Here is a 19923-nt window from a genome sequence, read left to right on the forward strand (position 1 = left end):
GCCCCGCTCTCCTGCAAAGGAGGCGGGGCTTTTTAGTGGGCTTCGATCAAGGTTTAGAGGCGATCGCCTGCTCGACTGCCTTGATCAGCTCCGGACTGTCCGGCTTGGTCAGGCTGGAGAAATTGGCAATCACCTTGCCTTGGCGATCGACCACATATTTGTAGAAATTCCACTTCGGCGGCGCGTCGGTCTGCTGTGCCAGCACCTTGAACAAGTGCACCGCGTCCGGCCCCTTGACCTTCTGTGGCTCGGTCATGGTGAAGGTCACGCCGTAATTCACATAGCAGACCTTGGCGGTTTCCTCGCCGGTCTTGGCCTCCTGCTTGAAGTCATCGGACGGTACGCCAATGACCTCCAGCCCTTCACCCTTGTAGCGCTGGTACAAGGCCTCAAGGCCTTTGAATTGCGGGGCAAACCCACAGAAACTTGCGGTATTGACGATCACCAAGGGCTTGCCGGCAAAGCGCTGGCACAGGTCGATGGATTCCTTGGCGCGCAACTTGGGTAATTGGCCTTCGAGCAACGGTGGGCAATCGGCGGCCATCGCCACACCGCCAAAAGCAGCCATCAGCACGGGAACTGCAAGCCAGCGCATCTGCATGTCGAAAAGTCCTTTAAAGAGTTCAGACCACGAACTTAACAGATCGACATACCCAGTTGCATCAACGCCAGGCCACCGCGTTGCCAGCCCCACCACGCCAGCAGCAACAGCAGTGCCACCGTCCCTGCGCCGACGAGCCAATACCCGTTGAAACTCATGCCGCCTCCATCTGCGCCTGCAAGCGCGCCACTGGTCGCTCACGCACCGGCCAGTTGAGGGCCGCGGCGAGCAGGCTCAAGAGAATTGCTACCTGCCAGATCAAATCGTAGTTGCCGGTTCGATCATAGACCACCCCGCCCAACCAGCCGCCGAGGAACGAGCCGAGCTGGTGGAACAGGAATACGATCCCGCCGAGCATCGAGAGGTTGCGCACCCCAAACAGCGTGGCGACCGTGCCATTGGTCAGTGGCACCGTGGACAACCACAAAAAGCCCATGGCCATGCCGAAGAGGTAAGCCGTGACTTCAGTGACCGGTGCCCACAGGAACCACACGATCACCACGGCGCGCAGCAAGTACAGGCCCGTCAGCAGGCGTGGCTTGGACATGCGCCCGCCCAGCCAGCCGGCGGTGTAGGTGCCGAAGATATTGAACAGGCCGATCAGTGCCAGCACCGTGGTGCCAACCGTGGCCGGCAAGTGCTGGTCGACCAGATAGGCCGGCAGGTGCACACCAATAAATACCACCTGGAAACCGCAGACGAAAAAGCCGAAGGCCAGCAGCCAGAAACCCGAGTGCGAGCAGGCCTCCTTGAGCGCTTCACGCAGGGTTTGCTGGCCGGCCACTACCGGCAGCGGGCGGTCCTTGAGCATCGCCACCAGCGGCAGGATCAACGCCACCATCAAGCCCAGCGCCAGCAGCGCTGCCGACCAGCCCAACCAACTGATCAGGCCCAGGGTGCCTGGCACCATGGCGAACTGGCCGAACGAGCCGGCAGCGCTGGCAATGCCCATGGCCATGCTGCGTTTTTCCGGCGCCACGGCGCGCCCGACCACACCCAGGATCACCGAGAACGAGGTGCCGGACAGGCCGATACCAATCAACAGGCCGGCACTCAGCGACAACGACCACGCCGAATCCGACATGCCCATCAGCACCAGGCCCGCGGCGTAGAGTACACCGCCGACAAACACTGCCTTGGTCGCGCCGAAGCGGTCGGCCAGCGCGCCGGTGAACGGCTGCGCCAGACCCCAGATCAGGTTCTGCAAGGCGATGGCAAAGGCAAAGGTCTCACGGCCCCAGCCAAATTCGCTGCTCATCGGCGCCAGGAACAGGCCGAAACCGTGCCGCACACCCAATGACAACGCCAGGATCAGCGCACTTCCTACAAGAATCCAGCCACTGGTGCGCCACATCGAGGTCATTTCTTATTCTCCGTTCGCGGGTATATACCCGCTTGTAGTCGAAAAAACTCGCCGTCAGGCGAGTTCATCCAGCAAGGCCAACAAGGTTTCGCGTTTTTCCGCGCCGAGTTGATTGATCAATTTCTGTTGCGCCGCTTCCCAGGCGGGTAACGCTGCAGCCAGTCGTTCCTCACCGGCTGTGGTCAACAGCACGAGGCGGTTGCGCAGGTCATCGCCCTCGACCAACTGCACCAGGCCCTCGCCTTCCAGCACCCGCAGGTTGCGCCCCAACGTACTGCGATCCAGGCCCATGGCTTCCGCCAGGCTGGAAATGCTCGGTTGATCAAGGCGCTGCAGGTTGCACAGCAGAGAATACTGGGCGACGTTGATCCCGAAGCCGTCGAGAGCGCCGTCGTAATGCCTGCTGACGCCACGGGCGGCACGTCGCAGGTTGGTACACAAACATTGGGAGGCAAGCATGGAACGTGTATATACCCGCGATTAAGGAAATGCAAGAAAGTGTTACAGCGCCAGGCCGACCAATACCGCGACTTCCAGCAGCTCCAGCAACGCGCCCGCCGTGTCACCGGTGGTTCCGCCCAGGCGGTTGATCATCAGTTGGCGCAGGCCGACAAAGCACAGGGCCGCCAGCAACACTGCGATCCCGCCACTGAAACCTCCGACCAGGAGGCACGCCAAACCACTCAGGATCAGCACCTGCTGACCGACGATGCGCGGCAAGTGATCCGACAGCGCCTGGCCCAATCCTCCGGCACGCACGTAACGCGTAGTGAGGAACAACGCCAGCATCGACGCCCGGCCGATCAGGGGTGCCAGGATCAGCGCCGCGCCATTGTGCTGTTCAATCAAGGCCACCAGCGCAGTGAACTTGAGCAGCAACACCAGGCCGAGAGTGACCACGGCAATCGGTCCGCTGCGCGGGTCTTTCATGATGGCAAGGGTACGCTCGCGATCGCCGAAGCCACCCAGCCAGGCGTCGGCGCTGTCCGCCAGGCCGTCCAGGTGCAGGCCGCCACTGAGCAACACCCAAGCAGTCAGCAGCAACGCGGCGTGCAGCAACAGCGGTGCGCCCATCAGCGCCGTATTCAGCGCCCACAACAGCACGCCGAATAACAGGCCAACCAGCGGATAAAACAGCAGCGAACGTCCCAGCTCCTGAGGTTGCGGCATGCCCGGCAGGCGAATCGGCAGGCTGCTGAGAAATTGCAGGGCAATCCAGAAGGGCAACATACTCAATCCACCTCCTTCAATACGACGTCAGCCGCGACCTGCAGACTGAACAATCCACCGTGCCCGACCTCGACGTTCAGCAACTGCTCCCGGGGCAATCCCCGCGCCCTGGCCAACAGCAGGCGCATCACACCACCGTGGCTGATCAATAGCACCCGTTGGCCAGCATAGGCTTGGTGCAAGCGTGAGACGGCGCCCAGGACACGGTCGGAAAAGTCGCTGACACGCTCCCCCTCCGGCGGTGTGAAGCTGTAGGGATCGGCCCAGAACAGCCCCAATCCTTCGGCATCGGTTTCCATCAACGCCGCCGCGCTCTGGCCTTCCCAGGCACCGAAGTGCAGCTCCTGCAGATCTTTTTCGAGGCTGACCGGCACATTGAGGCGCGCGCCCAGCTCATCGGCAAAGCGCGCACAGCGTTGCAGCGGCGAGCTGATCAAGCGGTCCCACGGCCCGCGCGCCTCGACGGCGGCGCGCATCTGCTCCCACCCCTGGGCAGTCAATGCATCGTCCAGGCTGCCGCGCAGGCCGCCGCCCAGTTCGGTTTCGCCGTGACGCAACAGGTCCAGGTGCAGATTCATGCGGGGCGGTCTGCCACGGCCGCTTCGGCGAAAGTCGCCATCTGCCCGTGCAACGCACACGCCAGGCGCAGCAACGGCACCGCCAGCGCCGCCCCACTGCCCTCGCCCAAGCGCAGGCCGAGTTCCAGCAAGGGCTGTGCGTCGAGGCTCTGCAGCACATGACGATGGCCCGGCTCGGCGCCACGATGGCCAAACAGCAACCACTCGCGACAGGCCGGATTCAACCGCGTGGCAACCAGTGCAGCGACGCTGCAGATAAACCCGTCGACCAGCACCACGATGCCTTCCTGGGCACAGGCCAGATAGGCGCCCACCAGCGCCGCGATCTCAAAGCCGCCCAGGTTGAACAGGGTTTGCAATGCATCACCGCGCTGCCCGGCATGCACGGCCAGCGCGCGCTCGATCACCGCCACCTTGTGACTGACGCCCTGAGCGTTCAGCCCGGTGCCTGGCCCGGTCAGGTCACTGACCTGGCAATCGAGCAAGGCACACGCCAGTGCACTGGCGGCAGTGGTGTTGCCGATGCCCATCTCGCCGCCGATAAACAGCTGTGCGCCGCTTTCGCGCGCGCGCAGCACACTCTCACGCCCGGCCTGCAGGGCCAGGCGCCCCTGGGCTGCGGTCATTGCCGGGCCGTTGACGAAGTTGGCCGTGCCCGCGCCGAGGTTCAAGTGACGAACCCCGGGCAAATCCAGCGACGGCGTGACAGTGCCGAGGTCGACCACTTCCAGTTGCGCCTCCAACTGCCGCGCCAACACGCTGATCGCCGCGCCGCCGCTGACGAAATTGAGCAGCATCTGCCCGGTCACTTCCTGGGGAAACGCCGACACGCCTTCGGCTACCACACCGTGATCACCGGCAAAGATCGCAATCCATAGCTGCTCGACCGAGGGTTTGACCTGGCCCTGCAGGCCGGCCAATTGCACCGCCAGCGCTTCGAGCTGACCAAGGGAGCCGGCCGGCTTGGTCAATTGTTGCTGGCGTGCCAAGGCTTGTTCGTACGCTTGAGCGTCAATCGCCTTACAGGGGTTGAGCCACCAGGTGTCAGTCATATCGCAGTACCTTTCAAAGTCAGGGGCAGGCCGGCAACCGTCAGGACCACACGCTGACACCGCTCGGCCAAAGCTTGATGCAGCCAACCGGCTTCATCCACATAGCGGCGAGTCAATTCGCCCAGCGGCACGACACCCAGTCCGGTCTCGTTGCTGACAAAAATAATCTGCCCCGGCAGCGCGGCCAGGGTTTCCAGCAATTGATCGCGCTCGAATGCCAGGCGGTCGGCGTCTTCGAGCATCAGCAGATTGGTCAGCCACAGCGTCAGGCAATCCACCAGCAGGCAACGATCCGGCGCGGCATTTTCGCGCAGCACCCGCGCCAGTTCGACGGGCTCTTCGATCAAGCCCCAATGGTCGGGGCGGCGCTGGCGATGCAGGGCCACGCGCGCGTTCATTTCGCCGTCCAGCGGCTGGCTGGTGGCAATGTAGATGACGGGCAACGCGCTGTCAGCGGCGAGCTTTTCCGCCAGGCGGCTTTTGCCGGAGCGAGCGCCGCCGAGAATCAGTTGGTGCATGGGACACTCCCTCTATTTACCACCCGCTCAACTGTAGGCGCGGGCTTGCCTGCGATGGCGTCAACCGGGGCTTGCTGATTCACCGAGGTACCTGCATCGCACGATAGCCAGCGCGTACAGGGAGAGTGCGGGCGCACCGTCAAATCCCACATAGCGTGCGCAGCAGTTCGGTATCCAAGTGGTTTTCCACCAAGTCGGCCAACCGCTCGATATCGCGCTCGCGCAGGGCGTGGTAATCCACCTCCTGCACATCCTGCAAGCCGGCCCAGCGCAGCAAGGCGCTGCACGCCGCCGGCGTCTCGAACAGGCCATGCAGGTAAGTGCCAAGAATCTGCCCGTCGGCACTTTGCGCGCCATCACTGCGGCCGTCATCGAGCAGGACCGCGGCGGTCGACAGCGCGTCGCCGGACGTCACGCCCGCGTGAATTTCATAGCCACTGACCTCGGCGTTCTCCAGCAACAAACGCCCGCGCACATTGCGCAATTGCTTCTCTTCTTCCAGCGTCGTGCTGAATGCCAGCAGCCCCAGGCCAGGGCTGGAGCCGGCCGGCCCTTCGAGGCCCAGCGGGTCATGCACCTGCTCCCCGAGCATCTGCAGGCCACCGCAAATCCCCAGCACTTTGCCGCCGTAGCGCAAATGCCGAGCCACGGCGCTGTCCCAACCATTGGCGCGCAGGTAGGCAAGGTCACTGCGCACGCTTTTCGAGCCTGGGAGGATGATCAGGTCGGCGGCCGGGATCGGCTGGTCCGGCCCGATGAACTGCAAATCCACCTGGGGGTGCAGGCGCAACGGGTCGAAATCCGTGTGATTGCTGATGCGCGGCAGCACCGGCACCACCACCTTGAGCACTTGCGCGGCCTTGTCGATCTGGCGCTGGTCAATGCCGTCTTCAGCTTCCAGGTGCAGGTCCATCACGTAGGGCAACACGCCCACCACCGGTTTGCCGGTGCGTGCTTCGAGCCAATCCAGGCCCGGTTGCAACAGCGCGATTTCGCCGCGAAAACGGTTGATAATGAAACCCTTGACCCGCGCCTGTTCGCTCGGAGACAGCAGCTCCAGGGTGCCGACCAGATGGGCGAACACGCCGCCGCGATTGATGTCGGCGATCAGCAGTACCGGGCAGTCCACCGCCTCGGCGAACCCCATGTTGGCGATGTCATTGGCGCGCAGGTTGATTTCCGCCGGCGAGCCCGCGCCCTCGACCATCACCACCGGGAAGCGTTCGCTCAACCGCGCGTGAGAGGCCAGCACCGCTTGCATCGCGATGGCTTTGTAGTCGTGGTAGGCCACCGCGTTCATGCTGGTCACGGCGCGGCCGTGGATGATTACCTGGGAGCCGGTATCGCTGTTGGGTTTGAGCAGCACCGGGTTCATGTCGGTGTGGGGTGCGAGGTTGGCAGCCTGCGCCTGCACCGCCTGGGCGCGGCCGATTTCGCCACCCTCGGCGGTCACGGCACTGTTGAGCGCCATGTTCTGCGGCTTGAACGGCGCCACCTCCACGCCTTGGCGCACCAGCCAACGGCACAGCGCGGTCACCAGGGTACTTTTACCGGCGTCGGAGGTGGTGCCTTGCACCATCAGCGTAGTCATGCAGCTTCCTTGTAGGCGCCCAGGGCCTCGTCGAGGCGCAGCCAGTCCGCCTCGGTGTCGGGCAAGCCAAAGCGCAGGCTGCTGTCGTGGACAAACAGGCGCAGCAGAATGCCGCGCTGGGCCATGAATTCGTGCATGCGCTCGGCATGCGGTGTGATCAGCCATTGAAACAGCGCGCAGCCGCCCTGGGGCTGGAAACCATGGCGCTTGAGCAAGGCGTAGAGGCGCTGGCCGGCCTCGATGCAGCGCGCACGTTGTCGCGCGTGCCCGGCGGTGTCGCGCAGGCAGGCCTGGCCCAGCACGCGCGTCGGCCCGCTGACGGCCCAGGGCCCGACCTGTTCGGCGAGCAGCTTGAGCAGTTTGCGTTCGGCCAGCACGAAGCCCAGGCGCACACCGGCCAGGCCGAAAAACTTGCCGAATGAGCGCAGCACAATCAAACCGACCTGATGGGCCTGGCTGGCCAGGCTCAGTTGCGGGGTGACATCCATGAACGCTTCGTCCACCACCAGCCAACCGCCGCGCTGGGCCAGCCGGGTGTGCCAGTCGAGCAGGCGTTGCGGCGCCAGGCTCAGGCCGGTGGGATTGTTGGGATTGACCACCACCAGCACGTCGAGGCCATCAAGGAAGAAGTCGACTTCCTGCTCCTGCACCTCGCGCACCACATAACCGGCACGGCGCCAGGCTTCGGCGTGTTCGGCATAGCACGGTGACAACACGCCGACCTTGCCCGCACGGCGCAAGCGCGGCAGCAGCTGGATCGCCGCCTGGGAACCGGCCACCGGCAACAGATGCGCAGCGCCGTAGTACTCGCTGGCGGCCTGCTCCAGGCCGTCGTCGGTTTCCGGCAGGCGCGCCCAGGCTCGCAGCGGGATTTCGGGGATCGGCCAGGGCCACGGCGCCAGGCCGCTGGAGAGGTCGAGCCAATCAGCCTCGGCAATCCCGTACTGCATCGCCGCCTTGCGCAGCCGGCCACCGTGTTCAAGCATAGAATTGCGCCCCCGCACATAGGATCAGCAGCCATAACCATACGCCGCGCTGCACCAGTTGCCAGCCCCGGTCGATGGAATCGGCATCCGCCGCCGGGCCTTCGCCCAGTGGCGGCCGTTGATGCACCTCGCCGTGGTAGATCGCCGCGCCGCCCAGCTCCACACCCAAGGCGCCAGCACCGGCGGCCATCACCGGGCCAGCGTTGGGGCTGTCCCACGTCGGGCCCTGGGTGCGCCAGCATTTGAGTGCCAGGCGGGTTTTGCCCAGCACTGCGTAGGTCAACGCCACCAGGCGTGCCGGAATGTAGTTCAGCAGATCGTCGATTTTTGCCGCAGCCCAGCCGAAGCGTTCGAAGCGTTCGTTGCGATAGCCCCACATCGCGTCGAGGGTGTTGCTCAGGCGGTAAAGCACCACGCCCGGCACGCCAGCGACGACGAACCAGAAAAGCGCGGCAAACACCGCATCGCTGCCGTTTTCGAGTACTGACTCGGTGGCGGCGCGGGCGACTTCGGTGCGATCCAGTTCACTGGTCTGGCGGCTGACCAGGTAGCTCACGCGCTTGCGCGCTTCCTCCAGGTCATCGCTGCGCAGCGCCTGGGCCACCGGGATCACGTGTTCGCCAAGGCTGCGCATGCCAAGGGCACAGTACAGCGCGAGGATCTCCAGCACCCAGCCGATATACGGCGCCCACGACAAGGCGGTCGCCAGCAGGGTCAGCGGCACCACCGCGATAAACCACGCGGTCACCCCATGGCTGCGCCAGCCACGGCCACCGCTGTTGAAACGTTGCTCGATGCGCCCGGCAAAATTGCCGAACGCCACCAGCGGATGCCAGCGCCTGGGTTCACCCAGCAGCGCATCCAGCGCCACTGCAGCGACACACAGCAAGGCCACACTCATTGACTCACTCCCCACACATTCTCATACAACATGTCACTCAGCGGCCGTGGTTCGGTCCAGCCTTCGAGCTGCAACATCGGTGCCGGATAGAACTCGGCCACCGGCCCCAGGCACAACACCGCCAGGGGTTTCGCGCCGGGCGGCAGGCCCAGCAGGTCGGCCAGGGCCTGGGGCTCGAACAGCGAGACCCAGCCCATGCCCAGCCCTTCGACGCGAGCCGCCAGCCACAGGTTCTGGATCGCACAGGACAGCGAGGCCATGTCCATTTCCGGCAAGGTGCGCCGGCCGAAGATATGCCGCTCGCGATCATCCATCAGCGCTGCCACCAGCACTTCGGCGCAGTCATGGATGCCTTCGACCTTGAGTTTCATGAACTCATCGGAACGCTCGCCCAACGCCTCGGCAGTACGCACGCGTTCTTCTTCCACCAATTGCTGGATCTGCCCACGCAGTTGGCGGTCGCTGATGCGGATAAAGCGCCACGGCTGCATCAGGCCGACACTCGGCGCCTGGTGTGCAGCCTGGAGCAGGCGGTGCAGCAACTCGGGGGCCACGCTGCCGCCGCTGAAGTGGCGCATGTCGCGGCGCTCGGCGATGGCGCGGTAGACGGCGTCGCGGTCGGCCTGGGGGAAGGCGTTGTCGGTCATGGCCGCATCGGGGGCAAGCCCGCTCCCACAGTGGATGGGGATTCAACGCGGTCAATGGTGGGAGCCTGCTTGCCGGCGCTGGCGACCTCAGGGTCGGGCGCAAACAAGGCCGCCACCGCCCTCGGGTTGGACGGGAAATAGAAGTGCACGTAGGACGCGGTCATACGCCCTTGTCGGAATACCGCCTCGGCGCCGCGCCCACCATTGGGGCTGACGCCACGGGCAATCGGCTGCCACTCGGTGCTGGTCAGGGAATGGTGATAAGTGTGCCCACGCAGCACGCCTTCCGGCAGCTCGACGTTTTGCAGGGCCAGGGCCGCAAGTTTCTTTTGCATCACCGCATCGCCCTGCAGCAGGCCGACCAGTTCGGCGCGGGTGCCGTCGACGTCGGTCAGCGAGTCCAGCAGGTAGAGCATGCCGCCACATTCAGCGAGCAAGGGTTTGCCGGCCGCGTGATGGGCGCGGATGGCATCGAGCATCGAGGTATTTTCCGACAGCGCCTGGTGGTGCAGTTCCGGATAGCCGCCGGGCAGATACAGACTGTCGGCGTCAGGCAATTCGCGGTCATGGATCGGCGAGAAAAAGCGCAGCTCGGCGCCCATCGCCCGCAACAGGTCGAGGCTGGCACCGTAGGTGAAGGCAAACGCTTCGTCACGGGCCACCGCAATGCGCACGCCGGCCAGCAACGGCTCGGCCTCGATCACTTCGGGGGCGGCGAAGGTCACCGGCGGCGGCAAGGCAACTTCACAACTGCTGCCCAGTGCCTGCGCAGCAGCATCCAGGCGCAGGTCGAGGTCATTCAGCTCGCTGGCTTGCACCAGGCCCAGGTGGCGGCTCGGCAGTTCGATTCCGGTTTCACGGGACAGCGCGCCATACCAGCGCAGGCCTTCGGTGAGACTGCCTTCGAGGAGTTGCGCATGGCGCAAGGTGCCGACGCGGTTGGCCAGCACGCCCGCGAACGGTAAATCCGGCTGATAACGCGCGAGGCCCAAGGCCAGGGCGCCAAACGTCTGCGCCATCGCAGTGCCGTCGATCACGCCCAATACCGGCACGCCGAAATGCCGCGCCAGGTCGGCGCTGGACGGCGTGCCGTCGAACAGCCCCATCACCCCTTCGATGAGGATCAGGTCGGCCTCAGCGGCGGCTTCCCACAAAAGGCGGCGACTTTCCTGCTCGCCCACCATCCACATGTCCAATTGATACACCGGCGCACCACTGGCGCGCTCGTGGATCATCGGATCAAGAAAGTCCGGGCCGCATTTGAACACGCGGACTTTGCGCCCCAGATTGCGGTGCAAACGGGCGAGCGCGGCGGTGACGGTGGTTTTGCCCTGGCCGGACGCCGGTGCGGCGATCAAGACAGCCGGGCAATGACGGGGCTGATTCAAAGTTCGACGCCCTTCTGTGCCTTGATACCGGCCTGGAACGCGTGCTTGAGCATGCCCATCTCTGTGACGGTGTCGCCCATTTCGATCAACTCGGGCTTGGCGCCACGGCCGGTCACCACCACGTGCTGCATTGGCGGGCGCGCCTGCAGGTCGCTGAGTACCTGGTCGAGGTCGAGATAGCCGTGCTTGAGGGCGATGTTCAGCTCGTCCAGCACCACCAGGCCGATGGACGGGTCTTGCAGCAACTCGCGGGACACCGCCCACGCAGCTTCGGCGGCGGCGATATCGCGCTGGCGGTCCTGGGTTTCCCAGGTAAAGCCTTCGCCCATCACATGAAAACGCACCTGCTCGGGAAAGCGGCGGAAGAACAACTCTTCACCGGTGCTGTTGCGCCCCTTGATGAACTGCACCACCCCGCACTGCATGCCGTGGCCCATGGCGCGGGCGAGCATGCCGAATGCCGAACTGCTCTTGCCTTTGCCGTTGCCGGTGAGCACCAGCAGCAGGCCGCATTCGTTGGGGGAGTTGGCGATGCGCTCATCGATCACGGCTTTTTTGCGCAGCATGCGCGCCAGGTGGCGTTCGTCGCGGTCGGGGGAATCGGTCATGACAGCTCTCCGTTGGGGCTGGACAAAAACGGCGGGCAGGAAAAAGGATAAACAGACAGCCAAGCATCGCCCACCGTGATGCTGTTGGATGAACCAGGCCGGTCTCCGGACTCATGAGTGGCGCCCTGGCTCTTTATAAAGAGAGCACTCGGACAGGCCGACAGCGCGCCTTCCCATATCGCACGCGATACAGTGGCAGAAAGCACCGTCTTGACTCATTTACCGTTGCGGGGGCAGCGCCGGAATCGCGGCAGCACTGTGTACAAGTGTGCTCACTCACCGGCTTCCCTGTTTCACTCCGTCGACCCATGGGTCACAGAGCACCTGGAACAAGCCGCGAAGGTTAGTGGGTTGGGGGTGGAGCGTCAATTAAAGCTGGCCTTGCACTTGAACCATCCTACGGCCGGCCTCCTCTACCCTTACAGGTATTAAGGAGAACACCATGCACAAAACCAGACTCGCCCTGCTTATCATGCTCGCCGGCACCCTCGCTGCCTGCGGGGAAAGCTCTACCTTGCAGGTCTCCGATGGCACCGGACCCTCGCCCAAGTTGCCGGAGCCGAACAAGACCCTGATCCCGACCGTGAATATCGCCCCGGCGATTGGCTGGCCGGACGGCGCCAAGCCCACCGCCGCTGCCGGCACGCAGGTGGCGGCGTTCGCCGAAGGCCTGGACCATCCGCGCTGGCTGTATGTATTGCCCAATGGCGACGTGCTGGTGGCGGAAACCAACGCGCCACCCAAGCCGGATGACGCCAAGGGTATTCGCGGCTGGGTCATGGAGAAAGTCATGGGCCGTGCCGGCGCCGCTGTGCCGAGCCCGAACCGCATCACCTTGCTGCGTGACGCCGACCACGACGGCGTCGCCGAAACGCGTACGTTGTTCCTGGAAAACCTCAATTCGCCGTTCGGCATGACCCTGGTCGGTAACGATCTGTACGTGGCCGACTCGGACAAGCTGTTGCGCTTCCCCTACCAACCAGGTGAAACCGCGATCAAGGAGGTCGGCACCAAAGTCGTCGACCTGCCGGGCGGCAGCATCAATCACCACTGGACCAAGAACGTGGTGGCGAGCAAGGACGGCAGCAAACTGTATGTAAGCGTCGGCTCCAACAGCAATGTCGGTGAAAACGGCCTGGAAGCGGAACAAGGCCGGGCGGCCATCTGGGAAGTCGATCGTGCCAGCGGCGAGCACCGCATCTTCGCCTCCGGCCTGCGCAACCCCAACGGCATGGCCTGGGAACCACAAAGCGGCAAGCTGTGGACGGCAGTGAACGAACGCGATGAAATCGGCAGCGACCTGGTGCCGGACTACATCACCTCAGTCAAGGACGGCGCATTCTATGGCTGGCCCTTCAGCTACTACGGGCAGCATGTGGACGTGCGCGTCAGCCCGCAGAACCTGGACCTGGTCGCCAAGGCGATCGCGCCGGATTACGCAGTGGGCCCGCACACCGCCTCCCTGGGATTGACGTTTGCCGAGGGCAGCAAACTGCCAGCCCAGTTCAGCAACGGCGCATTCATCGGCCAGCATGGGTCGTGGAACCGCAAGCCGCACAGTGGCTACAAGGTGATCTTCGTCCCGTTCGAGGCTGGCCAGCCCAAGGGGCAGCCCGTGGACGTGCTGACCGGCTTCCTCGACAAGGATGAGAAGGCCATGGGCCGGCCGGTGGGCGTGGTGATTGATCAGCAGGGGGATTTGCTGGTGGCAGATGATGTGGGGAACAAGGTGTGGCGGGTGTCGGCCGCAAAATGATGGGTAGGAGCCGGCTTGCCGGCTCCTACAGGGATACTGTGCGTCAGGGGTTACGCGCCAGGTTTCCTGGCAATACGCGCTTGGCACTCAGGTAGGCATTCTGCCAATACGCCTTGGACAAGGTATCCAGCTTTACCGTACCGCCGGTCTGTGGCGCGTGCACGAAGCGGCCCTCTCCCACATAGATCCCGGCGTGGCTGACCTGGGAACCGCCACCGGTGGCGAAGAACAGCAGGTCGCCGGTTTGCAGGTTCTGCTCGCTGACGTCCTGCGCGCGCATCACGATCAACTCACGGGTGGTACGCGGCAGGGAAATACCGGCCGCATCGCGAAACACAAAGCCGATCAAGCCACTGCAGTCAAACCCTGAGTCCGGGGTGTTGCCGCCCCATCGATAAGGCGTGCCAACCAGGCCCAAGGCACGGAAGAGCACATCTTCGGCAGCAGGCGAAAAATTCTGTGTGGAGTAGTTGAACACCGGCTTGGGTTTCACCGCTACGGGAGCGGGCGGCGGTGGACGGCTGGCGCAGGCGCTGAGCAGCGCGGCGCAGACAATGAGAATCAGGCGGGCCGAGGTCGACATGTGCAGAACAATCCTGGTCTGGATGCGGCTTTCGCTGCCGAACGCTGAAAACCAGAACGCGCAAGCAAAGCTCGCGCGAACGGATTCCAACAATATCCAGGGATTCTAGCGCTTACACGTCAAACTTCAAGTATCACTTTAAGTTTACTTGCTAGCGGTAACCGTCGTCGGGGCCATGGCGAGTGCGCGCTTGGCTTCGATGAAGGTTTTGCTCCAGTAGCTGTCACCCAGGTTGTCGACTCGAACACCGCCACTGCGACGGCTGCTGGAGTGGATAAACTGGTTATCGCCCAGGTAGATACCGGCATGGCTGACGCGACCACGACCCGCTGTACTGAAGAAAAGCAGATCACCGGGCTTGAGGTTGTTGCGTGCGACCAACGGTGCATTCACGTTGATCATTTCGCGCGTGGAGCGTGGCAGGTTCATGCCAGCTTCTTCACGAAACAGATAGCCGATGAAGCCGCTGCAGTCGAAACCGGCTTCAGAGGTACCGCCGAAACGGTAACGGGTACCGATCAGGGACATGCCGCGTTCGAGGATACTGTCGGCGAGGACTGGAAGCTGGTAAGGCTTGTTGCCGGCGAAGTCGGCCAGTTCCTTTTCAGTTGCTACTTCTTCCTCATAAACAGTGGAAGACTGTGCAGCAACGAATTTTGCCTGATTTTGAACCTGTGGTTTTTGCTGTTCTGCCACCTGTTGAGGGTGGGAGGCGCAACCAAACAACAGGGTAACGAGTGCGAGAGGCACGAGGGGTGCGAAGCGATTTAGCATGGGCACGACCGTGGCTGATATGTAAAGAAGTCGAGACTATGCCTTCTATCACATCGATTTGCAAATTCAATCGTGATCTATGTGACTTCTTGTTTGGACTATGACATCTAAGCCCTTAACACCCCTTACCCGCCTTTCGCGTGGCCAAAACGGCCCAAACGCGGGTTTTCTGACGCCTGGAAATTGCCGAAAGCCCTGAAAACAAAGGGCCGGCTACCAGCCGAGGGTTTCCTTGAGGAAGGGAATGGTCAGCTTGCGCTGGGCTTGCAAAGAGGCCTGGTCGAGCTGTTCGAGCAAATCGAACAACGCGCTCATGCTGCGCGTACCGCGAGTCAGAATGAAGTGTCCGACCTCGTCGGTCAGGTGCAGACCGCGACGGGATGCGCGCAACTGCAGGGCACGCAATTTGTCTTCGTCTGACAGGGGGCGCATCTGGAAGATCAACGCCAGGGTCAGGCGCGATTTGAGGTCTGCCAGCTTCACCGGCAATTCACGCGGCGACGTCGAGGCGGCGATCAGCAGGCGCCGGCCACTGTCGCGCAGGCGGTTGAACAGATGAAACAGCGCCTCTTCCCACTCCGCCTTGCCGGCAATCGCCTGCAAGTCGTCCAGGCACACCAGCTCGTATTGCTCGAGGTGATCGAAGATGCCGATACCGCGGTCCATCAACTCCGCCAATGGCAGGTACACCGCCGGCTCGCCCATCTGCTCGAAACGCAGGCACGCGGCCTGCAACAGGTGGGTACGCCCTACGCCGTGCTTGCCCCACAGATAGATCAGGCTTTCGGTCCACCCGGCGTCGGCTTCGCAGAGCCGCTCGACATAGCCGAGTGCAGCGGCATTGGCGCCTGGGTAGTAGTTGATAAAGGTGGCGTCATCACGCAGACGCACACCCAAGGGCAGCTGAATCGGTTTCATGCTGACTGAACGGCTCCAAACGAACCGTTAGTGGCCTCTGTGTAAAGTTTGCAAAGTTTATACCCGTGACGCCGGGCGCACAATGCAGCAGACCACAAGCAAAATCAAAGGTTTGCGTTAACTTGGTAGTTTTTCGCAGATTGTTTGACGACCCGCCCCCAGAAACAACAAACCCGGCTCAGGCCGGGTTTGTGATGAAACGGTTACAGGTCCGGATCTTCGACCCCGGTATACGCATCCGAATCCTTGTACAGATCGTGCACATGGCGCACCAGCACCATGATCACCGCCGCCACCGGCAGCGCCAGCAGGATGCCGGTAAAACCGAACAGCTCACCGCCCGCCAGGATCGCAAAGATCACCGCCACCGGGTGCAGGCCGATCCGGTCGCCCACCAGCAACGGCGTGAGCACCATGCCTTCCAGGGCCTGGCCAACCATGAACACCGCGACAATCCCCAGCATCGGGTACAGGTCGCCGCCAAACTGGAACAACCCGGCAACCAGCGCCGCGCCGATCCCGATCACAAAACCCATGTACGGCACGATAGCCGCCAGGCCGGCGATCAGGCCGATCAACAGGCCCAGCTCCAGGCCGATCGCCATCAAGCCTGCCGCGTAGATGATCCCCAAGGCCAGCATCACCAGCAACTGCCCCCGCACGAAGGCGCCCAGCACCTCATGGCATTCGCCAGCCAGGGCCACGATGCGCTCTTCGCGGTTGCGCGGCAGCAGGCTGCGGATCTTGGCCATCATGATGTCCCAGTCGCGCAGCAGGTAGAACGCCACCACCGGGATCAACACCAGGTTGGTCAGCCAGCCGATCAGCGCCAGGCTGGATGCGGTGGCCTGACTGAGCACCACCCCGACAATGTCGGTGGTCTGGCCCATGTGCTCGCTGATCGCAGCCTTGACCTTGTCGAACTTCCAGAAGCCATCCGCCAACCCCAGCTTGGTCTGCACCCACGGCATGGCCGTGTGTTGCAACCAGTCGAGCATTTGCGGCGCCAACTCGTACAAGCGAAACAGTTGCTTGGCCAGCATCGGCACCAGCACCAGCACCAATGCAGTGATGATCAACGTGAACAGGGCAAACACCGTCACCACACCCAGAGTCCGCGACAGTCCGGCTTTTTCAAGGCGATCCACCACGGGATCGAACAGATAGGCGAGCAGCAACGCCACCAGGAACGGCGTCAGGATCGAATGCAGCAAGAATACAAAAGCGCACAGCAGGACAAGTCCGCCAAGCCACACCCAACGACGCGTATCCGCCATAAACCACTCCATCTGTCTTTGCTTCTATATAAAGGAAGAACGTTTACCAGCGAAAACGCAGCTGCGCCTGCGGCTCAGGAGCGGGCGCCGGCTGGGTGCCATCACCCACTGGCTGCTGCACAGGCGCCTCGCCGGCCGGCACCTCCTGCAATTTGGCCAGGCTCAACTGGGTACGCAACTGGTCGGCGCTGCCGTTGACGCGATACACAATGCGATTGCCATCCACCCGCAGCGGATGGCCACCAAACGGCTCGAGCAGATGCCCCAGGGCCGCGTAGCGCTCCAGGTTCATGCCCTGCACTTCCAGCAATTGTTCGGCGCTCGCACCGGGCTTGACCGCAAAACGCGGCGCCAGCTTCTGGCTGACGGCCAACATCACCGCATCGGCCACGGCGGCGGTGTCGGCGCCTTGCGCGGTGCCCTGATCGCTCTTGTCGCCCAGCCACAGGCGCCATTTGGCCTGCCATTGGTTGCCTTCCTGGCGCGCGTGCACGGCGAGCAAGGCATCGGCGCCGTAGCGTTCGGAAGCGGCGCGCAATGGCGTGGCATCGGCGCTTTCAAGGTTCGGCGCGGTAGCAACGACCTGTTCATCCAGATCGCCCAGCGGCAGGCGCAATGGCAAGCCACGGTGCTGTGCCGCGCGGCGCAGCGCCTGGGCGACGGTCTGACCATCGCCCACCAGGCTGCTGCCTTCGGTGGAATCGTTCAGCCACCAGCCAAGGATCGAGGGCCGATTGCTGCCCCAGATCGACAGGCCGGCGTCACGTAGGGCGCGATCGGTGCTGACTGGATCGAAATCGACTTGCAGGCTTTCCGGCGGGCCGGCGTCGTAGCCGTATTGACTGATGATTTGCTGCGGATCCTTGCGCACCGCCGCCAGGCCCGGGCCATCGGCGGCCTTGGCATCGCCGGTGAGGCGGATCACCAGCGTCTGCACGGCGCGCTGGGTGGCCTGGTCGCGCTCCTGCGGGGACTGACTGCTGACCGGTTCAAGTACTTGATAAAGACCATTGAGGGTTTCGGCATGACTCGCCAGGCTGACCCAAGACAGGCAGCCCACAAAAAAGAATTTACACAGACGCATGGAAGATTCCCGAACGACAAATTTAGCGGCTGGAACAGACCGCGTGAACTCGGCTTGGCAAGGCTGTGACCACAGCGACCGGTAAAACATTCACAGGGTCTCGGTAAGTTTTCGTACTGTCATAACGATAGCGGATTAAAGGCTATACCTTAATACGCAGCATGGCAGACCCGATTAGCATTTTTTTAACCGGCTTTTTTCAGATATGCAGCCCTGCCCGTCGGCCCGAGGATGGCCGCTGCCCCTCAAGCCTGATAAAATCGCGCGCCTTCGCAGACCGTCAACGGCTGGGCCGCTGTTCAAAAGCCCCTGCCCGCTCGGTCGTTACCCAGAAATCCCCCCTAAAGGCCTGGATCATGAGCAAGCAACCCTCCCTGAGCTACAAGGACGCCGGTGTAGACATCGACGCCGGTGAAGCATTGGTCGAACGCATCAAGAGCGTCGCCAAGCGCACTGCGCGCCCCGAAGTCATGGGCGGCCTGGGCGGTTTTGGCGCCCTCTGCGAAATCCCGGCCGGCTACAAGCAGCCTGTGCTGGTTTCCGGCACCGACGGCGTGGGCACCAAGCTGCGCCTGGCGCTGAACCTGAACAAGCACGACAGCATCGGCATCGACCTGGTGGCCATGTGCGTCAACGACCTGGTGGTGTGCGGCGCCGAGCCGTTGTTCTTCCTGGACTACTACGCCACCGGCAAGCTCAACGTCGAGACCGCCACCCAGGTAGTCACCGGCATCGGCGCCGGCTGCGAACTGTCGGGTTGCTCCCTGGTCGGCGGCGAAACCGCTGAAATGCCAGGCATGTACGAAGGCGAAGACTACGACCTGGCCGGCTTCTGCGTCGGCGTCGTGGAAAAAGCCGAGATCATCGACGGCTCCAAAGTCGCCGCGGGTGACGCCCTGCTCGCCCTGCCTTCTTCCGGCCCGCACTCCAACGGCTACTCGCTGATCCGCAAGATCATCGAAGTGTCCGGCGCCGATATCGAGAACATCCAGCTCGACGGCAAGCCACTGACCGACCTGCTGATGGCCCCGACGCGCATCTACGTCAAGCCACTGCTCAAGCTGATCAAGGACACTGGCGCGGTCAAGGCCATGGCCCACATCACCGGCGGCGGCCTGCTGGACAACATCCCGCGCGTGCTGCCAAAAGGTGCCCAGGCGATCGTCGACGTGGCCAGCTGGCAGCGCCCTGCAGTGTTCGACTGGCTGCAAGAGAAAGGCAACGTCAACGAAACCGAAATGCACCGCGTGCTGAACTGCGGCGTGGGCATGGTCATCTGCGTGGCACAAGAGCACGTGGAAACCGCGCTGAATGTACTGCGTGAAGCCGGCGAGCAGCCATGGGTCATCGGCCAGATCGCCACTGCCCCGGAAGGCGCAGCCCAGGTTGAACTGAAGAACCTCAAGGCGCATTGATGTCCCAGACCTGTGATGTCGTGGTGCTGCTTTCCGGCACCGGCAGTAACTTGCAGGCCCTGATCGACAGCACGCGCACCGGCGACAGCCCGGTGCGCATCGCTGCGGTGATCTCCAACCGCAGCGACGCCTACGGCCTGCAACGCGCCAGGGACGCGGGCATCGAAACCCGCTCCCTGGATCACAAGGCTTTCGAAGGCCGCGAGGCCTTCGACAGTGCCCTGGTCGACCTGATCGACGCGTTCAACCCCAAACTTGTGGTACTCGCCGGCTTCATGCGCATCCTCAGCGCGGATTTCGTGCGGCACTACGAAGGGCGCCTGCTCAATATCCACCCTTCCCTGCTCCCCAAGTACAAAGGCATGCACACGCACCAGCGCGCACTCGACGCCGGTGACAGCGAGCATGGCTGCAGTGTGCACTTCGTCACCGAGGAACTCGATGGCGGGCCTCTGGTCGTACAGGCAGTGGTTCCGGTAGAGTCTGACGACTCGGCGCAGACGCTTGCGCAACGGGTTCACACCCAGGAACACAGGATTTACCCGCTGGCGGTTCGCTGGTTTGCCGAGGGGCGGTTGATTCTTGGCGACCAGGGTGCATTATTGGACGGTCAGTTACTTGCGGCCAGCGGCCACTTGATTCGAACCTAGGAG

Annotated in this window: 22 protein-coding genes and 1 riboswitch; of the genes, 3 read left to right on the forward strand and 19 right to left on the reverse strand. The window is 63.2% G+C overall.

The window, feature by feature from the left end; translation table 11 throughout:
- Window positions 1–46: 46 nt before the first annotated feature.
- The 14 genes from JFU04_RS21315 to cobO form a co-directional block, all read right to left on the reverse strand.
- Complete coding sequence (locus JFU04_RS21315) at window positions 47–601, reverse strand: glutathione peroxidase (protein WP_065909737.1); 555 nt, start codon at window positions 599–601, stop codon at window positions 47–49.
- Between the two features lie 35 nt (window positions 602–636).
- Entirely contained in the window at window positions 637–759 is a 123-nt protein-coding gene (locus tag JFU04_RS30430; RefSeq protein ID WP_256595067.1) for a hypothetical protein, read from the reverse strand.
- Window positions 756–1955: an MFS transporter gene (locus JFU04_RS21320; RefSeq protein ID WP_162946160.1), complete on the reverse strand. Its 1200-nt coding sequence runs from the start codon at window positions 1953–1955 to the stop codon at window positions 756–758. Before JFU04_RS21320 ends, JFU04_RS30430 begins: the two co-directional genes overlap by 4 nt.
- 63 nt (window positions 1956–2018) lie before the next feature.
- The gene (locus JFU04_RS21325) at window positions 2019–2423 is read right to left on the reverse strand and encodes a MarR family winged helix-turn-helix transcriptional regulator (RefSeq protein WP_065909733.1); all 405 of its coding nucleotides are present in this window, start codon (window positions 2421–2423) and stop codon (window positions 2019–2021) included.
- A 42-nt stretch (window positions 2424–2465) separates the two neighbouring features.
- Window positions 2466–3194, reverse strand: a complete 729-nt coding sequence (locus tag JFU04_RS21330; protein ID WP_201146436.1) for an adenosylcobinamide-GDP ribazoletransferase — start codon at window positions 3192–3194, stop codon at window positions 2466–2468.
- Window positions 3195–3196: 2 nt separating this feature from the next.
- Window positions 3197–3772 (reverse strand): alpha-ribazole phosphatase family protein, encoded by a 576-nt coding sequence (cobC, locus tag JFU04_RS21335; RefSeq protein WP_106803022.1) that lies wholly within the window; start codon window positions 3770–3772, stop codon window positions 3197–3199.
- Entirely contained in the window at window positions 3769–4824 is a 1056-nt protein-coding gene (gene cobT, locus JFU04_RS21340) for a nicotinate-nucleotide--dimethylbenzimidazole phosphoribosyltransferase (RefSeq protein ID WP_201145668.1), read from the reverse strand. The genes cobC and cobT overlap by 4 nt, the downstream gene beginning before the upstream one ends.
- Entirely contained in the window at window positions 4821–5342 is a 522-nt protein-coding gene (gene cobU, locus JFU04_RS21345; RefSeq protein WP_106803020.1) for a bifunctional adenosylcobinamide kinase/adenosylcobinamide-phosphate guanylyltransferase, read from the reverse strand. Before cobU ends, cobT begins: the two co-directional genes overlap by 4 nt.
- A 139-nt stretch (window positions 5343–5481) precedes the next feature.
- Window positions 5482–6933, reverse strand: coding sequence for a cobyric acid synthase (locus JFU04_RS21350; protein WP_201145669.1), 1452 nt, complete (start codon window positions 6931–6933; stop codon window positions 5482–5484).
- Entirely contained in the window at window positions 6930–7919 is a 990-nt protein-coding gene (cobD, locus tag JFU04_RS21355; protein ID WP_065909725.1) for a threonine-phosphate decarboxylase CobD, read from the reverse strand. The genes JFU04_RS21350 and cobD overlap by 4 nt, the downstream gene beginning before the upstream one ends.
- Window positions 7912–8820 carry an adenosylcobinamide-phosphate synthase CbiB gene (gene cbiB, locus JFU04_RS21360; protein ID WP_201145670.1) on the reverse strand — a complete coding sequence of 303 codons (909 nt, stop codon included), beginning with the start codon at window positions 8818–8820 and terminating at the stop codon, window positions 7912–7914. Before cbiB ends, cobD begins: the two co-directional genes overlap by 8 nt.
- Complete coding sequence (gene bluB / locus JFU04_RS21365; RefSeq protein ID WP_201145671.1) at window positions 8817–9467, reverse strand: 5,6-dimethylbenzimidazole synthase; 651 nt, start codon at window positions 9465–9467, stop codon at window positions 8817–8819. The genes cbiB and bluB overlap by 4 nt, the downstream gene beginning before the upstream one ends.
- Window positions 9464–10855, reverse strand: a complete 1392-nt coding sequence (locus JFU04_RS21370; protein ID WP_201145672.1) for a cobyrinate a,c-diamide synthase — start codon at window positions 10853–10855, stop codon at window positions 9464–9466. The genes bluB and JFU04_RS21370 overlap by 4 nt, the downstream gene beginning before the upstream one ends.
- The gene (cobO, locus tag JFU04_RS21375; RefSeq protein ID WP_010208674.1) at window positions 10852–11463 is read right to left on the reverse strand and encodes a cob(I)yrinic acid a,c-diamide adenosyltransferase; all 612 of its coding nucleotides are present in this window, start codon (window positions 11461–11463) and stop codon (window positions 10852–10854) included. The genes JFU04_RS21370 and cobO overlap by 4 nt, the downstream gene beginning before the upstream one ends.
- Before the next feature lie 79 nt (window positions 11464–11542).
- A riboswitch (cobalamin riboswitch) is annotated at window positions 11543–11806 on the reverse strand.
- A gap of 99 nt (window positions 11807–11905) precedes the next feature.
- Between cobO and JFU04_RS21380 the strand changes: the two genes are divergently transcribed.
- Window positions 11906–13219, forward strand: coding sequence for a PQQ-dependent sugar dehydrogenase (locus JFU04_RS21380; RefSeq protein ID WP_201145673.1), 1314 nt, complete (start codon window positions 11906–11908; stop codon window positions 13217–13219).
- Between the two features lie 43 nt (window positions 13220–13262).
- Here JFU04_RS21380 and JFU04_RS21385 read toward each other — a convergent pair whose 3' ends face one another.
- The 5 genes from JFU04_RS21385 to JFU04_RS21405 all read right to left on the reverse strand — a co-directional run bounded on the left by JFU04_RS21385 (window position 13263) and on the right by JFU04_RS21405 (window position 17855).
- Window positions 13263–13802 (reverse strand): C40 family peptidase, encoded by a 540-nt coding sequence (locus tag JFU04_RS21385; protein WP_025855819.1) that lies wholly within the window; start codon window positions 13800–13802, stop codon window positions 13263–13265.
- A 144-nt stretch (window positions 13803–13946) separates the two neighbouring features.
- On the reverse strand, window positions 13947–14576 hold the full coding sequence (locus tag JFU04_RS21390) for a C40 family peptidase (protein ID WP_065909715.1): 630 nt from the start codon (window positions 14574–14576) through the stop codon (window positions 13947–13949).
- Between the two features lie 213 nt (window positions 14577–14789).
- Window positions 14790–15494, reverse strand: coding sequence for a DnaA regulatory inactivator Hda (gene hda / locus JFU04_RS21395; RefSeq protein WP_058422138.1), 705 nt, complete (start codon window positions 15492–15494; stop codon window positions 14790–14792).
- A 203-nt stretch (window positions 15495–15697) separates the two neighbouring features.
- The gene (locus JFU04_RS21400; RefSeq protein WP_065909713.1) at window positions 15698–16771 is read right to left on the reverse strand and encodes an AI-2E family transporter; all 1074 of its coding nucleotides are present in this window, start codon (window positions 16769–16771) and stop codon (window positions 15698–15700) included.
- 43 nt (window positions 16772–16814) lie between these two features.
- The gene (locus JFU04_RS21405) at window positions 16815–17855 is read right to left on the reverse strand and encodes a DUF2066 domain-containing protein (protein ID WP_065909711.1); all 1041 of its coding nucleotides are present in this window, start codon (window positions 17853–17855) and stop codon (window positions 16815–16817) included.
- 356 nt (window positions 17856–18211) lie between these two features.
- Here JFU04_RS21405 and purM point away from each other — a divergent pair, with 356 nt between their 5' ends.
- Complete coding sequence (gene purM, locus JFU04_RS21410) at window positions 18212–19270, forward strand: phosphoribosylformylglycinamidine cyclo-ligase (RefSeq protein ID WP_005790182.1); 1059 nt, start codon at window positions 18212–18214, stop codon at window positions 19268–19270.
- Entirely contained in the window at window positions 19270–19920 is a 651-nt protein-coding gene (purN, locus tag JFU04_RS21415) for a phosphoribosylglycinamide formyltransferase (RefSeq protein WP_065909707.1), read from the forward strand. Before purM ends, purN begins: the two co-directional genes overlap by 1 nt.
- Window positions 19921–19923 lie beyond the last annotated feature (3 nt).

Source organism: Pseudomonas sp. TH21 (assembly GCF_016651025.1).
In the GTDB taxonomy this organism is placed as follows: domain Bacteria; phylum Pseudomonadota; class Gammaproteobacteria; order Pseudomonadales; family Pseudomonadaceae; genus Aquipseudomonas; species Aquipseudomonas aylmerensis.